General features: G+C 76.7%; 6 protein-coding genes and 1 pseudogene. 1 reads left to right on the forward strand and 6 read right to left on the reverse strand.

What is annotated here, in order from left to right; translation table 11 throughout:
- Positions 1 to 96, forward strand: a pseudogene (locus tag AB0E96_RS06155) (ABC transporter ATP-binding protein); the annotation flags it as partial.
- A gap of 25 nt (positions 97 to 121) precedes the next feature.
- Here AB0E96_RS06155 and AB0E96_RS06160 read toward each other — a convergent pair.
- The 6 genes from AB0E96_RS06160 to AB0E96_RS06185 form a co-directional block, all read right to left on the reverse strand.
- Positions 122 to 4,102 (reverse strand): DUF5682 family protein, encoded by a 3,981-nt coding sequence (locus tag AB0E96_RS06160; protein WP_359819148.1) that lies wholly within the window; start codon positions 4,100 to 4,102, stop codon positions 122 to 124.
- Positions 4,103 to 4,106: 4 nt separating this feature from the next.
- Entirely contained in the window at positions 4,107 to 5,252 is a 1,146-nt protein-coding gene (locus tag AB0E96_RS06165; RefSeq protein ID WP_359819151.1) for an AAA family ATPase, read from the reverse strand.
- Positions 5,249 to 10,330 (reverse strand): hypothetical protein, encoded by a 5,082-nt coding sequence (locus AB0E96_RS06170; protein ID WP_359819154.1) that lies wholly within the window; start codon positions 10,328 to 10,330, stop codon positions 5,249 to 5,251. Before AB0E96_RS06170 ends, AB0E96_RS06165 begins: the two co-directional genes overlap by 4 nt.
- On the reverse strand, positions 10,327 to 11,175 hold the full coding sequence (locus AB0E96_RS06175) for a DUF4132 domain-containing protein (protein WP_359819226.1): 849 nt from the start codon (positions 11,173 to 11,175) through the stop codon (positions 10,327 to 10,329). Before AB0E96_RS06175 ends, AB0E96_RS06170 begins: the two co-directional genes overlap by 4 nt.
- Positions 11,176 to 11,402: 227 nt before the next feature.
- Complete coding sequence (locus AB0E96_RS06180) at positions 11,403 to 12,185, reverse strand: ABC transporter ATP-binding protein (RefSeq protein ID WP_359819156.1); 783 nt, start codon at positions 12,183 to 12,185, stop codon at positions 11,403 to 11,405.
- A 28-nt stretch (positions 12,186 to 12,213) separates the two neighbouring features.
- On the reverse strand, positions 12,214 to 13,233 hold the full coding sequence (locus AB0E96_RS06185) for an ABC transporter substrate-binding protein (RefSeq protein ID WP_359819159.1): 1,020 nt from the start codon (positions 13,231 to 13,233) through the stop codon (positions 12,214 to 12,216).
- Positions 13,234 to 13,278: the final 45 nt, after the last annotated feature.

Below are 13,278 nucleotides of genomic sequence, written 5' to 3' on the forward strand. Positions count from 1 at the left end.
CGGACCGTCCTCGTCTCCAGCCACCTGATGACCGAGATGTCCAAGGTCGCGGACCACCTGATCGTCATCAGCCGCGGTCGACTGCTCGCCCGGACACAGTCGCTCGTCCGCGCCGTCGCGCTCATCGCACCTTCTCCCCCACCCAGCGGGCCAGTTCCAGCGGGCTCAACGCCGCCACGGGCATTCCGGCCGCGACCAGTTGGCCCGCGACCGCCTTCGAATAGCGGGCCGTCCCGGTGTCGTCCAGCGCCGCGCAGCCGAGCAGGTGCACGCCGGAGTCCACCAGAGCCCGGGTCTGGGCCAGCAGCCCGCCGACCGGCCCACCCTCCTCGAAGTCGCTGACCACCGCGATCAGCGTGCGGGACGGCACCGTCACCAGCTCCCGGGCGTAGCGCAACCCGGTCGCGATGCTGGTGCCGCCGCCGACGCTCACCTCCAGCAGCAGGCTCAGCGGATCGTCCACCCGCTCCGTGAGGTCCAGGACCTCGGTGGAGAAGGCCACGAAGTGGGTGCTCAGCGAGGGCACCCCGGCCAGGATCGAGGCCGTCAGAGCGGCCCACACGGTGGAGGCTTCCATCGACCCGGAGACGTCCACCACCAGGATCAGCCGCCAGTCGTTGGCCTGCCGCGCCCTGGTCCGGAAGACCGGGCGCTCGGGCACGATCAGGGTGCCGCCGTCCGGTCCGGGGCGGGCGGTGGCGAGGTTGGCCCGGATCGTCCGGTCCAGGTCCAGCCCGCCGCCCGGGCGCCGGGACGGGCGCGGCACGGCGATCCCGGTCAGCGCCGGGCGCAGCCGGGTGGCCAGCTCCCGGCTCAGCTCGTCCACCAGGCGCCGCACCAGCGGGCGCAGCCGGGCCACCCTGGCCTCGGGTAGACCGCCCGCGTGGTCCAGCACGGTGCGCAGCAGCTCGACGGACGGGCGGACGGCCGCCGGGTCGACCGCCTCCAGGACGTCGGTGCGGCCGTGCGCGACGGCGGCGGCCAGCACCTCCTCACGCACGCCGGGGCCGAACAGCGACTCCAGTTCCTCGGCCCACTCCCGCACGCCGGGGTACGGGGCCTCGCGGCCGCCCCTGCCGCCCCGGCTCTCCAGGCCCGGGCCGGAGCCCTCGCCGTGGCCGCTGCCGTACAACTCGTCCAGGGCGGTGGCGAGTCGGGCACCGCGAGCGGTCAGGCCGCCGTTGCCGGGGCGGCCGAGGAGCAGCCGCCAGCGTTCGGCGGGGGCGAGGGCGTGGGGCGTGGCGGCCGTGGTGGTGGCCGTGGCGGTGGCCGTGGCGGCTGTGGTGGCCGTGCCGGCCGTGGGCGGCTGCTCGGCGACCGCGGCCGCCGGGGCGCCGGGGCCGGAATCCGGTGGCGTCGCGGGCAGGAGGCCGCGGCGGGCGAGAGCCGCGCGCGCCGCGAGGTCCGCCCGGATCCAGCCGGCGAGCACGGCGGGGCCGGCTTCCTCGGGCAGGGCGGCGAGCCGGGTGCCCAGGTGCTCCTCGACCAGGGCGAGCAGCCGGTCGCGGGCGGCGGGGCTGAGGGTGTCGAAGCCGCCGCGCAGCGCGGGCAGCCGGTCCAGGAAGGCGTCGTCGGGCAGCGAGGTGACCCGCTCCAGCAGCGGTTCCAGCGCCTGCGGCGCGGAGTCGAACAGCCCCTCCGCGGCCGTCAGCAGACCGACCAGCGCCCGCCCGAGTGCCTGTCGCGCCTCCGGAGCGGTGGCGCCGTCCACCCACGAGGCGGCCCGGCCGCCCAGCGCGTCGGCCGGCTCCTGCCCCAGCAGGACCCGCACCGCACCGGCCGCGCCCCGCACCATTGGGCTGCCCCGCTCGGCGAGTTCGGCCAGCACGTGGGCCAGTCGCACCCCGCCGAGCCGGTCGGCACGTCGCACCAGCTCCACCAGGGCCCGCGCGTCCTGCGGATCGTCCGACCCGCCCAGGCCCTCCAGCTGCCGCACGGCGGCCACGGTGAGCACCTCCCCGGCCGCGGCGAGCACGGGCGGGCCCTCCGGCGCGCGGAGCGGACCGGGACCGGGGCCCGACGGAGCGTCGTCCGCGACGGGGTCGGCCGGGTCGGTGCCGCGCGGGGCGCGGGCGGGGTCGACCGTGGAACCGGCCGCGCCCGGCATACCGGCCGCGCCCGCCTCCGCACGCTCCGCCCGGCCGAGCTCGCCGGGAGCGGGCGCGGGCGCGGCAACGCCCCCGCCCCGTGCGGCCGAGGCGGCGTCACCGGAGCCGGGGGCGGCGGATCCGGCGTTCCCGCCCGTGCCCTCCACGGCACCGTCACCAGCCGGGGTGCGGCCGGCGACGTGGTCGGCCGGGTGGTCGGCGCACGGGCCGTCAAGGGCCCGCGGGGCGAGGACCGGCGTGCGGGACGCACCGGCGGCCACCGCCTCCTCCGGGGCGTAGCCCGGGAAGTGGCCGGCGGCCAGCCGGTCGACGAGCGCCAGGGCGTCGAGGAGGTCGGGGAGGGTCGCGGAGGCGGGGAGGACCGTGGTGAGTTGGGCGAGGCGGGCCTCGGCGAGGGCGGGGAGCGCGGTGGAGGCCGCGGCGGTGAGGCCGTCGATGATCTCGCGCGGGGTCGGCTGGTCGGTGAGGCGGGCGCGCAGGGCGCCTTCGGCGGCCTGCGCGGGGGTGACGCCCCGGGTGCCGGCGACGGTGAGCATGGCGGCGGTGGCGGGCGTCCAGTGCAGGCGCCAGCGGGTGCCGAGGGTTTCGGTGCCGCCGGCGCCGGTGGTGGCGACGGGCTCGGCGTAGGGCACCTCGCAGGCGGTGAGGCGGTGCAGCAGGATCTCCCGGCGGCGGTCGAGGTCGCTGCGCAGCGGGTCGAGGCGCAGGTCGCGCGGGCCGGGGTCGGCGGGGTTCGGGAGGCCCAGGGCGTCGAGGAGCGTCTCGACGGCGGGGGCGAGTCCGCTGCGCGGGGCGGCGGGGGTGGGACGGCCGGTACGGGTGCCGACCAGGACCTGTTCCAGGGCGCGGGCGACGGCCCGGCCGCGCCCGAGGGGTTCGCCCTGGGCGAGGGCGGTCTGCACCGCTTCGACGAGTTCGCCGCGGCCGGGGGCGGCGTGGCCGCGCAGCCGGGCGAGGTCGCCGGCCAGGCGGACGATCTCGCGGGCGTCGGCCGGGCCGCTGGGGTGGTCCTGGGTGCGCAGGGCGGCGCAGATCCGGACGGCGGTGGCGGTGAGCGCCTCGGCGAGGCGTTCCGGGTCTCCGCCGGCGTCCAGGACGGTGTGCTGCCACTCCGGGTCGCGGATGCCCGCCGGGTAGCCGGAGCGGGCGTCGAGCAGCGGGTAGGTGTAGGGGATCAGGGACAGCACGTGCCCGGGGTCGTCGGGGTGCGGGGGCTCCTCGGTGGCGAGGGGGCCGTCCAGCAGGGCGGGGGCGTGGAAGGCGCCGATCACGGCGGCGACCCGGCGCCCGCCGGCCGAGGCGTCCCGGTTGCGGGCCCGCATCCAGGCCTCGCGGCGCAGGTCGTACGGGTCGACGCCGGCGCCCGTCTCGGCGTCGCGGCGCAGCGCCCAGCCGACCAGCAGGGCGGCGCGCCGGACGGCCTCCGGGGCGGAGCCCGGTGCGGCCGTCTCGACCAGGCGGTCCCACAGGTCCTCGTCGGAGTCCCGGCCGGTGAGGCGGTGGCGCAGCGCGTCGGCGACACCGGGTGCGGCCGGGGCGCCCTCGGTGCGCCTGCGCTCCCCCGGCCCGCCGGTCTCCGCCCGGGCGGCCCGGTGGGCGAGCGGGAGGTCGCAGGCGACGGCCTCCACCCGGTTGCGCCGGGCCCAGCGCAGGGCGGCGAGTTCCGGGGAGAAGTCGGCGAACGGGTAGAAGGCGGGCCCGGCTGCCTCCTCGGGCCCGGCCGGGGCCGCCGCGAGGGCGACCGGGGCCCGGGTCTCCTCGTCGGCGAGCCAGCCGAGCCAGGGCTGGAACTCGGCGGGCAGCTCGACCAGGACGGCGTCCGGCCGGGCGGCGTCGAGCAGCGCGGGGATCACCGCGCTGAGGGACGGCGCGTGGTGGCGCACCCCGATGAGGTGCGGCCCGGGGTGGCCGGTGCCGGAGGCGGCCAGCCGGTCGGCCTCGGCCCGGACCGTCCGGTCCGCGTCGTCCGGGCGGGGGATCTCCGCGCTGCTCATCGGATCAGGCCTCCAGTGCCGGGCGGAGGTCCCACAGGGTGCGCCAGGTGGCGGCGCCCTGTTCGGCGCGGCGGCGGACCGGGCCGTCCCAGTAGCCGAGCAGCCGGGCCGCGTCGGACGGCTCGTCCTTGCGGACCACGCCGAGGAGCTGGCCGGGCAGCCGGCCGAGCAGGTCCCCGCCGTCGGGCAGGTAGGCGGCGCTGACGCCGAGCGAGGTGGCGACGGACACCGCCTCGGCGGTGCTCATCACGGTGGACGGGCGTTCGACGTCCCAGCCCTCGGTGGAGCGGCCGGTGCGGAGGTCCCGGAAGGCGGTGACCAGGGCCTCCAGGACGGCGTCGTCCACCGCGTAGGCGGCGCCGGCCCGCGCCACGGCGGCGGTGGACTGGCGGCGGACCAGCTCGACCTCGGCGGCGAGGCTGCCGATCGGGCCGACCGTCTCGAAGTTGAACCGCCGCTTGAGTGCCGCGGACATCTCGCTGACGCCCTTGTCCCGCAGGTTGGCGGTGGCGATCAGGGTGAAGCCGGCCGCGGCGTGCAGCTGCCCGTCCGGGGTGCCGGCCAGTTCGGGGACGGCGATGCGCCGTTCGGAGAGCAGCGAGACCAGGGCGTCCTGCACCTCTGGCAGGCAGCGGGTGACCTCCTCGACCCGGGCGACCGCGCCGGTGGTCATCGCGGTGAGCACCGGCGAGGGGACGAGTGCCTCGCGGCTGGGCCCCTTGGCGAGCAGCAGGGCGTAGTTCCAGCCGTACTTGAGCTGGTCCTCGGTGGTGCCGGCGGTGCCCTGGACGGTGAGCGCGCTGCTGCCGCAGACGGCGGCGGCGAGCAGCTCGGAGAGCATGGACTTGGCGGTGCCGGGCTCGCCGACGAGCAGCAGGCCGCGCTCGCCGGCGAGGGTGACGACGCAGCGCTCGACCAGGGCGCGCTCGCCGACGAACTTGGGCTCGATGACGAGGCTCCTGCGGCCGGCCTTGAGCTTCTCGCCGCCGCTGCCCATCACGAAGGTGACCGCGGCGCGCGGGGTCAGCCGCCAGCCGGGCGGGCGGGGGCCGCTGTCGTGGGCGGCCAGGAACTCCAGTTCGGCGGCGTACTTCTCCTCGGGCGGGACGGTCTGCCGGTCCGCGGCGGGGGTGGGGGTGGTCGTGCTCATCGACGGGCCTTCCTGCGCTTGCTGGTCTGGAGCTCTTCGTAGCCGGGGGCGTCGCCGTCGACCGTCCGCTGCCAGGCCCGGGCGAACAGCTCGGGGACGGGCAGGTCGACCAGCGCGGGCCGGTGGGTGGGCAGTTCGTACAGGGCGGCCTTCCAGCTCTCGGCCGGCAGGGCGGGGGACTTGGCCTCCTGCCAGCCTCCGGGCAGGAAGAGGCTGCGGCCGGCCCGCGCGCGCTTGGCCTCCAGCACCAGGTCGGTGGCGGCGAGTTCGGCGCGGGCCTTCTTCAGCCGGGCGGGCTTCCAGCCCGTCCAGCGGGCGGCGTTGCGGTCCGTCGGGTCGGGCAGGGCGAGCAGTTGGAGGTAGAGCGTGGCCGCGTCCTCGCCCAGGCCGTGGGTGCGGGACACCTCGGCGACCAGCTCGGGGACGGAGAGCTGCGGGTTCTGCAGCCAGGCCGGGCCCTCGCCGGCGGCCGGTACCGCGGCGGCGGAGGCGGCCAGCCGCTCGGGTTCGCCGCGCAGCACGGTGGCGATCGCCGCCCGCTCGGTGTGGTACCAGTGGCCGTCGCAGAGCCCGTCGATCAGTTCGAGCAGCGGGTCGTCGGGGCCGGTGAGGGCGGCCGGGCGCAGCCAGATCCGCTCGTACTTCTCGTGGTACGGAACCAGGACGAGTGCGGGGCCGCAGCGGACCAGGCCGTCCGGATCGGCTCCGCCCTCGGCGGGCAGGCCGAAGTGGGTGCGCAGCACGGCAGCCAGCGGCGCGTTCTTGACGGTGCTGGTCACGTGGAGGTCGAGCAGCAGCTCCGGGTCGGCCAGGCGGTCGCGCAGCGCGGTGGCGGCGGTGGGCAGCAGCGGGCGCAGCGGGCTGTCGGCGGGCAGGTGGTAGGCGAGCCAGCGCAGGGCGCCGACAGTGGCGGCGAGCGCGCCGGAGTCCGGCACGGCGGTGCCGTCCTCGGCGACCAGCCGCGGGCCGTTCCCGTCCTTGTCGGTGGCCCGGAAGCGGGTGCGGCCGGTGAGCCACGGGGTGTGGGCGGGGTTGAGCACCGCCTCGACGGTGTCGATGGACACGCCCTGGACGGTGGCCAGTGCCTCCTCGGGGAGGGTGACGAGGCGTCCGAAGCGCCGGATCCACTCCTCGGCCCCGGCGGCGAGGTCGGGGCCGTCCGTCCACAGGGTCTTCGGGTCGGCGGGGAGCATGGCGCCCCACACGGCGGCGAGACCGGTGTGGTCGTGGCGGCGCAGCCAGGCCCGGGCCGCCTTGAACTCGGCGGCCTTGAGCCCGAACTCGGCCGGCGCGGCGACGTCGCTCCAGTGGAGCAGGCCGGACGGCGGGCAGAGCAGCAGGGTGGAGCGGGCGGTGCCGATGCCGGTGAGCACGCTGAAGGCCTCGGCCTGGTCCGGGGACCACGGCGTGGTGCCGCGCAGCGCGGCGACCCGCCAGAACTTGGCGACCCAGGCAGCGTCGATCCGCTCCTCGGTGCCGCGCTCCCTGACGGTGGTGAAGTGCGCGACGGGCCCGAACTCCCCGCTCGGGTCGTGGTCGACGGCGAGCCAGTGCACCACGCCGTCGGTGTACTGCCGCTGGTGGGCGAGGATGACGACGGTTCGGTCGCCGTGCCGCAGCACCTCGCCCCCGCGGCGGGGGACCGGCCGCCCGGAGCCGGCGTTGGCGGCCAACGGGACCTGTTCGGCGAGGACGACCTCGCGCAGGGTGGCGCCGCGGTCGGCCAGCGGGCCCTTGGACAGTTCGCCGAGCAGCAGGACCAGCGAGGACCGGTGGGCGGGCTCGGTGTACGGCGCGGCCACCGCGTAGGCGAGGGCGTGCAGGCGGCCGAGCAGGCCGAGCCAGCCGTGGTGGACCTCGCCGGTGCGCAGGGTGACGGTGGTGGGGGTGGTCCAGCCCTCGCCCTCCGCGGCCGGCGGGTCGGCCAGGACGGCGCTGACGGTGCGCAGGTTGTTGAGCACCGCCCACTGCTCGGACGAGCCCCAGTTGTTGCCGAAGCCGTCGCTCTCGGGCAGCACGGCGCGCACGGCGTCGCGCAGTTCGTGGTCCCGCCCGTGGTCGGGCTGCCACGTGGTGCTCTTCGCCTCGCTCGGGCGCTCGGCCTCCGGCTGCGGGAGGAAGCGGGCGACCTGGTCGAGCAGGTCCGCGGCGGTGCGGGCGAGCCCGGCGACGCCGGCCAGCAGCCGGGGGTGCGCGATGCCGGGCAGGATCCCGCCGACCGCCGGGACGGGCAGGACGCGGTGCGCCGAGCCGTGCCGGGCGAGCGGGCGGCGCACGCCCTGGACGGTGAGCCAGCACTGCTCGCCCTCGGGGACGGGCTCGGTGTCGACCGGCCAGGCGGCGTCGATCAGCCGGGCGGCCTGCTCGGCGGTGACGGTGCGCAGCACCTTCGAGCCGGCCTCGTCGCGCGGGCGAAGGGCGTGCCAGTGCGGGTACGGCGGGACGAGCGGGGTTCCGGCGGCGGCGAGTTCGCCGGACCGGCAGGGGCGCAGCACGACGGTGCGGTCAGTGCGGCCGGTGAGCTCGGGCAGGTTGAGCGAGAAGTGGTCGCCGGAGGTGTGGCTGACGACCGGGGCGCCCGCGCCGGGCAGGGCGAGCCGGCCCACCGGGACGGTGTCCGCGCGGTGCCCGGTCAGCGGCAGCACGATGCGCTGCCCGTCGGCCGTGAAGGTGGTGACGGCCTTTCCGGGCTCGACCCTCGTCCAGCTGCCGAGCACGGTGCCGTCGGTGCCGAGCGGGGTCCCTTCCAGGCCGGGCTGGAGCGGCAGCAGCCAGGTGCTGCTCCGCAGCAGCCGGCCGGATCCGGCGGTGGCGGCGATCACCGGCGGTTCGGACGTGCGGCCCAGGGTGCCGGTGGCCGGGTCGAGTTCGCGCAGGACGGCCTCGCCGTCGGAGGCGTGGCGCAGCGTCCAGTAGCCGGTGCCGTCGCCGAGGACGGGGTGTTCGGCGGGCATCCGGGTGTCGCCGGCGTGCAGCGGGCGCTCGCCGGTGGTGCGGCCGCCGCCGGGCAGTTGGAGGGACGGCGGCTCGGGCTCGCGGTCGCCGTAGTGGTAGCCGGCGATGGTCTCGCCCTCCAGCTCGAACTGCTCGTCCGGGCGGCTCGACCAGTAGGCGAGCTGCTTGCCCTCGTGGGACCAGACGACCAGCAGTTCGCCGTCGACGAGGCGCAGCCGGAGCCGGTTGCGCTGGTGCAGTTGCTCGGGCAGCCGGAGGGTGCGCTCCAGCACGATGCCCTCGGGGCCGACCACGACGGCCCGGTCGAGGCGGGAGAGGATCAGGTGCGGCCAGGCGTCCTCGACGATCAGGCCCTTCAGGCCCGCGCCGCCCAGGCTGGGGACGGGGTGCCGGGGGGCGTCGGCGGCGGGCGGGTCGGCGAGCCGGCCGAGCGCCTCCTCCAGGGCGGGCCAGCCGAGCTCGTCCAGGATGCCGGCCCGGAGGGCGTCGGTGAGCAGCGTGGTGACGTCGAGGGCGGCGATCCGCTCGGCGGAGGCCGGGGCGACCGCCCGGACGGCCTCGCGGTACTGGCTGATCGAGCGGACCAGGTCGGCGGCGCCGGCCAGGCCGCGCGCGGCGGACAGCTCCCGCGTGCGCTCCTCGGCCCATTCGGCGAACAGTTCGTTCAGCACCGGCAGGGCGGGCACCTGCCGTTTGACGGCCGTCTCCCAGGCGGGCGGGGCGGCGCGGCGCAGCAGGGGCCGGTAGCGCTCGTCGGCGGCGACGGCGGCCAGGGTGGGGCCGTCGGGGCCGCACTGGCCGGCCCAGTCGCGCAGGTCGAAGGTGAGGCTCTCCGGCGGGTCGGCCACCGGCACGCCCGCGGTCAGCAGCAGGTCCAGCAGGTCGATCCGGGTGTAGCTGCCGCGGATACCGGTGTGGAGGTCGACGGGGACGGCGTCGGCCTTCAGCCGCTCGACCATCCGGCCGGCCAGCGCGAGGGTGGCCGGGCAGCCGGGCCGGCTGCGCCAGCCGCGGCCGAGGTGGTTGCACCAGCGCTGGAGCCAGGCGGCGGCGGGCTCGGCGCCCTCGGCGCGGGGGCCGGTGAGGAGTTCCTCGGCGCCGGTCTCGGCGAGCAGCGCCAGCCAGGCGGTGTCGTGCGCGGCCGGGTCGGAGGAGGCCGGGTCGGGCAGCAGCTCCAGCAGCCGGGTGCGGACGGCCCGGTCGTCGCGGCCGAGTTCGACCAGCGCGCCGTGCCAGGACTTCCAGAACGCCGCCGGTGCCCGGTTGACCGACGGGGAGTCCAGCAGTTCGGCGAGCAGCGCCCGTTCATGCTCGGCGCGGTCCAGCCCGGCGGCCTTGACCAGCGCGCGGGCGTCCTCGGCGACACCGGCGTACGGGGCCATCCCGGCGGCGGAGCGCTCGGTGCACAGCTGACGGAAGCGCTGCCAGGCCGTCAGCGGGTCGAGCCGCTGGGCGAGCTCCTTGACGTACTGGCGCAGGGACTTGACGGTGAGCGCGCCGGCCAGTGCGAACTCCAGGAAGACGGCGCGCAGCCGCTCCTCGTCCACCGTCAGGCCGTGGGTGCGCTCGGCGTCCCGGGCCTTGCCGAACCAGGCGGCGGCGTAGGTCTGGTTCTCGTGGCGCAGGAAGATCCGGCCGACCTCCTCGCAGAAGGTGGGCAGGAAGTGCGGGACGGCCCGGCCCAGGCGGACGGCCAGTTCGTCGAAGCCGTCCTTGGCGGCGCCGGGCTTGGAGGCGGCCTGGCGGTTGAGCCGCTCCATCTCCTTGACCAGGGCGAGCGCGTGGTGGCCGTTGGCCGGGTCGTGCACCAGCGCCCAGGCGGGGAAGCCGAGCGCCTCCTGGCGGACCTGGCCGACCTCGGCGGGCGAGGCCTCGGGGGCCAGGCCGAGGAAGTCGAGGGCGAGGTCCTCGGCGGGGCCGAGCGCGCCGGGCACGAGCCGGACGATCCGGCGGCCGTCGAGCGCGGGGTGGGTGTAGCCGCGGGCGGTGAGCACGTCGGCGGCGCTGTCGGGGCGGCCGGCGTCGGGCAGGGTGCCGGACGGGAGCACGGCTCCGGCGTCGAGCAGTTGCTCGGGCGTGGCGGCGGTTCGGCCCGCGATGGTCGGGTTCACGGTGCTGGTCATGCGGTCTCGTCCCCCTGGATCGTGCGGCCGGCGTGCAGGGCGGCGGCCATCCGCATGCCCTCGGACCAGGCGACCGGTCCGACCTCGGTGAGCGGCAGGACGCGGCCGTCGGGGCCGGCCCAGCTGAGCGCGCCGGTCTCGCACTCGTCGTACTCGTAGTAGTCGCCGACCCAGACCCGGGCCTCGACGGTGCGGCCGCCCTCGGTGACGGGCTGGACGGCGGAGCCGCCGCGGACCCGGACGCCGAGCCTGCTGCAGCGCCCGACCAGCTCGCGCAGCTCCCGGTAGCGGCCGCCGGCGTAGGTGGTGACCTCGGTGCCGGCCTGCGGCTCGGCGGGCCGGTGCCAGACCTCGCGGTAGAGCTGCTGGACGCGCTGGGAGACGCCCAGCTCGACGGCGAACTCGCGCAGCTCTTCGAGGTCGTGGAGGAGGACGGGGTGCGGTATCAGCACCTCGCCGTCGGTGAGGCGCACGGTGTCGCCGTCCAGGTCGACGAGGCCGAGGCCGCGCTCGGCGTCGGCGCCGCGCAGGAAGCCGGCGACGGAGCCGTCCGTGGCGGTGACCACGAGGTCCTTCAGGACGCGCTGCCAGGCCTCGTCCGGCCACACGGCGGTGAGCACGGCGGCGGGCACCGGCAGCGAGCGGACCATCCAGCGCTCGACGTCGTCCAGGCAGCCGCGCTCGTGCGCGGCCAGCCACTCGGCGAGCTGCTTGAGCTGGGTGACCACCGGGTCGTCACCGAGCTTCGACGGCAGGGACTTGAGGTCGCGGCCCGCCGCGTTGCGGCACACCACCCTGCCCTCCCCGTCGAGCGTGACGCGGTATCCTCCCGCGCCCGTCTCCACCCATGCCACGGCCGTACTCCTCCCACCAGGGAAACACCTGTCGATCGCCTTGCTGACCAGCGATGCGAGGAACGTAGCGAGGGGCACTGACAACGCGACCGGCGGGGTGAACTCGGGCCGTGACATGGCGAATTCAAACCACTCGAACGAGTGATCGATGAGATGAGGAAAGGCGGGGCAGCCGCCCCCACGCAGCCGCCCCGCCCGCCCCCCGACCCCTCGCCCGCTCAGTCCAGCGGTGCCCGGGGCACGATCACCGGCGCGCCGTCGCCCGGCGCCGCGAGCACGTGGCTGTCGATGTCGTACAGCGCCCGCACCAGCGGCGCGTCCACCACCTCGCGCGGCGGCCCGCAGGCCACCACCGCGCCGTCCCGCAGTGCGACCAGCAGGTCCGCGTAGCGGGCGGCCGCCGCGAGGTCGTGCAGCACCATGACCACCGTCCGCCCGCCCGCCGCGACCCGGCGGACCAGCTCCAGCACCTCCACCGCGTGCCCGAGGTCGAGCGCGCTGGTCGGCTCGTCGAGCAGGACCACCGGGGTGTCCTGGGCCAGCACCATGGCGAGCCAGCAGCGCTGCCGCTGGCCGCCGGAGAGCCGGTCCAGCCGGCGGTCGGCGAGCTCCTCCACCCCGGTGGCGCGCAGCGCCTCGGCGGTCAGCCGCTCGTCCTCGGCCGACCACTGGCGGAACAGCCCCTGGTGCGGGTGGCGGCCGTAGCGGACGAGCCCGGTGACGGTCACCGCCTCCGGGGCCTGCGGGCTCTGCGGCAGCAGGGCGATCCGGTGGGCGGCCTGGCGCGGGCGCAGCCGCCACACGTCCTCGCCGCCGACCAGGACCCGCCCGCCGTCCGGCCGGTGCAGCCTCGCGACGGACCGCAGCAGGGTGGACTTCCCGCAGCCGTTCGGGCCGACCACCGCCACCACCTGCCCGGCCGGGACGGTGAGGTCGACGCCGCCGAGCACCGGGCGCCCCGGCCCGTAGCCGGCGCTGAGACCCTCGATCGTCAACTCCATGGCTGTCTCCCCCTCGACCGGCGCGCGCTCAGCTGCCGCCCAGCGCCTTGGAGAAGTCGCCGATGACGACGTCGGCGGCGAGCGGGCCGCCCCGGGTGGACCAGACCGAACCGTCCACGGTGACGGTGTGGTTGTTCTTCACGGCGCCCAGCTCCTGGTAGGCGGGCTTGGACTGGACGTCCTTGAGCGCTGCCTTGCCGTCGTCGGTCAGGGTGGACAGGAACAGCCAGTCCCCGTCGATCTCGTTGAGCTTCTCCAGGCTGAGGGCCGGGCTGTGCGCGTTGCCGTCCTTGTCCTGCGCGGCCGGGCGGGTCAGGCCCATGTCCAGGGCGACGCCGCCGGCGAACTGCTTCTTCTCCATCCAGCTCGGGCCGGCCGGGTTCCAGCGCACGATGGAGACGGCGGCGCCCTTGTTCTTGGTGAGCTCGCCGCCCGCCTTGGCGGCCTTGGCCTCGTAGTCGCCGATCACCTTGTTGGCCTGGTCCAGCTTGTTGACGGCGTTGCCGATGCCCCGGAAGGCGAGCTTCCAGTCGTCGGTCGGCGCCATGGTGACCAGCGTGGCGGGGGTGATCTCGCGCAGCTGCTTGAGCACCTGCTCGTCCTGCATGTCGCCGGCCAGGATCAGGTCGGGCTTGGCGGCGATCACCTTGTCCATCACGGGCTGGAGCAGGTTGCCGACCACCGGCACGCCCTGCACCTTGTCCTTGAGGTAGGCGGGCGGCTCGGCCAGCCCCTGGCCGTTGGTGATGCCGACCGGCTTGACGCCGAGGGCGAGCACCGCGTCCAGGTCCTCCTGGGTGAGGGTGACGATCCGCTTGGGCTCGGCGGGGACCTCGACGGCCTTGCCGGTGGCGTCCTTGACGGTCCGCTTGTCGCCGCTGCCGCCCTTGCCGGCGTCCGCCGCCGGGGAGGCGGCCGCGGACGAGCCGGAGGACGAGGAGCCGGAGGAGCCGCAGCCGGTGAGCAGGAGCGCGGCCGCCCCGGTGACGGCCAGCGCCTGGGCCGCACGGCGGCGGACGGGGCTGAGCGGGCGACGGGCGAACGGCATGGGTGCCTCCGGGCAATGGTGGTACTGGAGTTGAGCGGCGTCCGG

The organism is Kitasatospora sp. NPDC036755, assembly GCF_040636595.1.
Taxonomy (GTDB): Bacteria; Actinomycetota; Actinomycetes; order Streptomycetales; family Streptomycetaceae; genus Kitasatospora.

Bases quoted from the DNA above. Each gene is read 5' to 3' on its own strand.
- AB0E96_RS06160 (WP_359819148.1), bottom strand. From the start codon at position 4,102: ATGAGCAGCGCGGAGATCCCCCGCCCGGACGACGCGGACCGGACGGTC.
- AB0E96_RS06165 (WP_359819151.1), bottom strand. From the start codon at position 5,252: ATGAGCACGACCACCCCCACCCCCGCCGCGGACCGGCAGACCGTCCCG.
- AB0E96_RS06170 (WP_359819154.1), bottom strand. From the start codon at position 10,330: ATGACCAGCACCGTGAACCCGACCATCGCGGGCCGAACCGCCGCCACG.
- AB0E96_RS06180 (WP_359819156.1), bottom strand. From the start codon at position 12,185: ATGGAGTTGACGATCGAGGGTCTCAGCGCCGGCTACGGGCCGGGGCGC.
- AB0E96_RS06185 (WP_359819159.1), bottom strand. From the start codon at position 13,233: ATGCCGTTCGCCCGTCGCCCGCTCAGCCCCGTCCGCCGCCGTGCGGCC.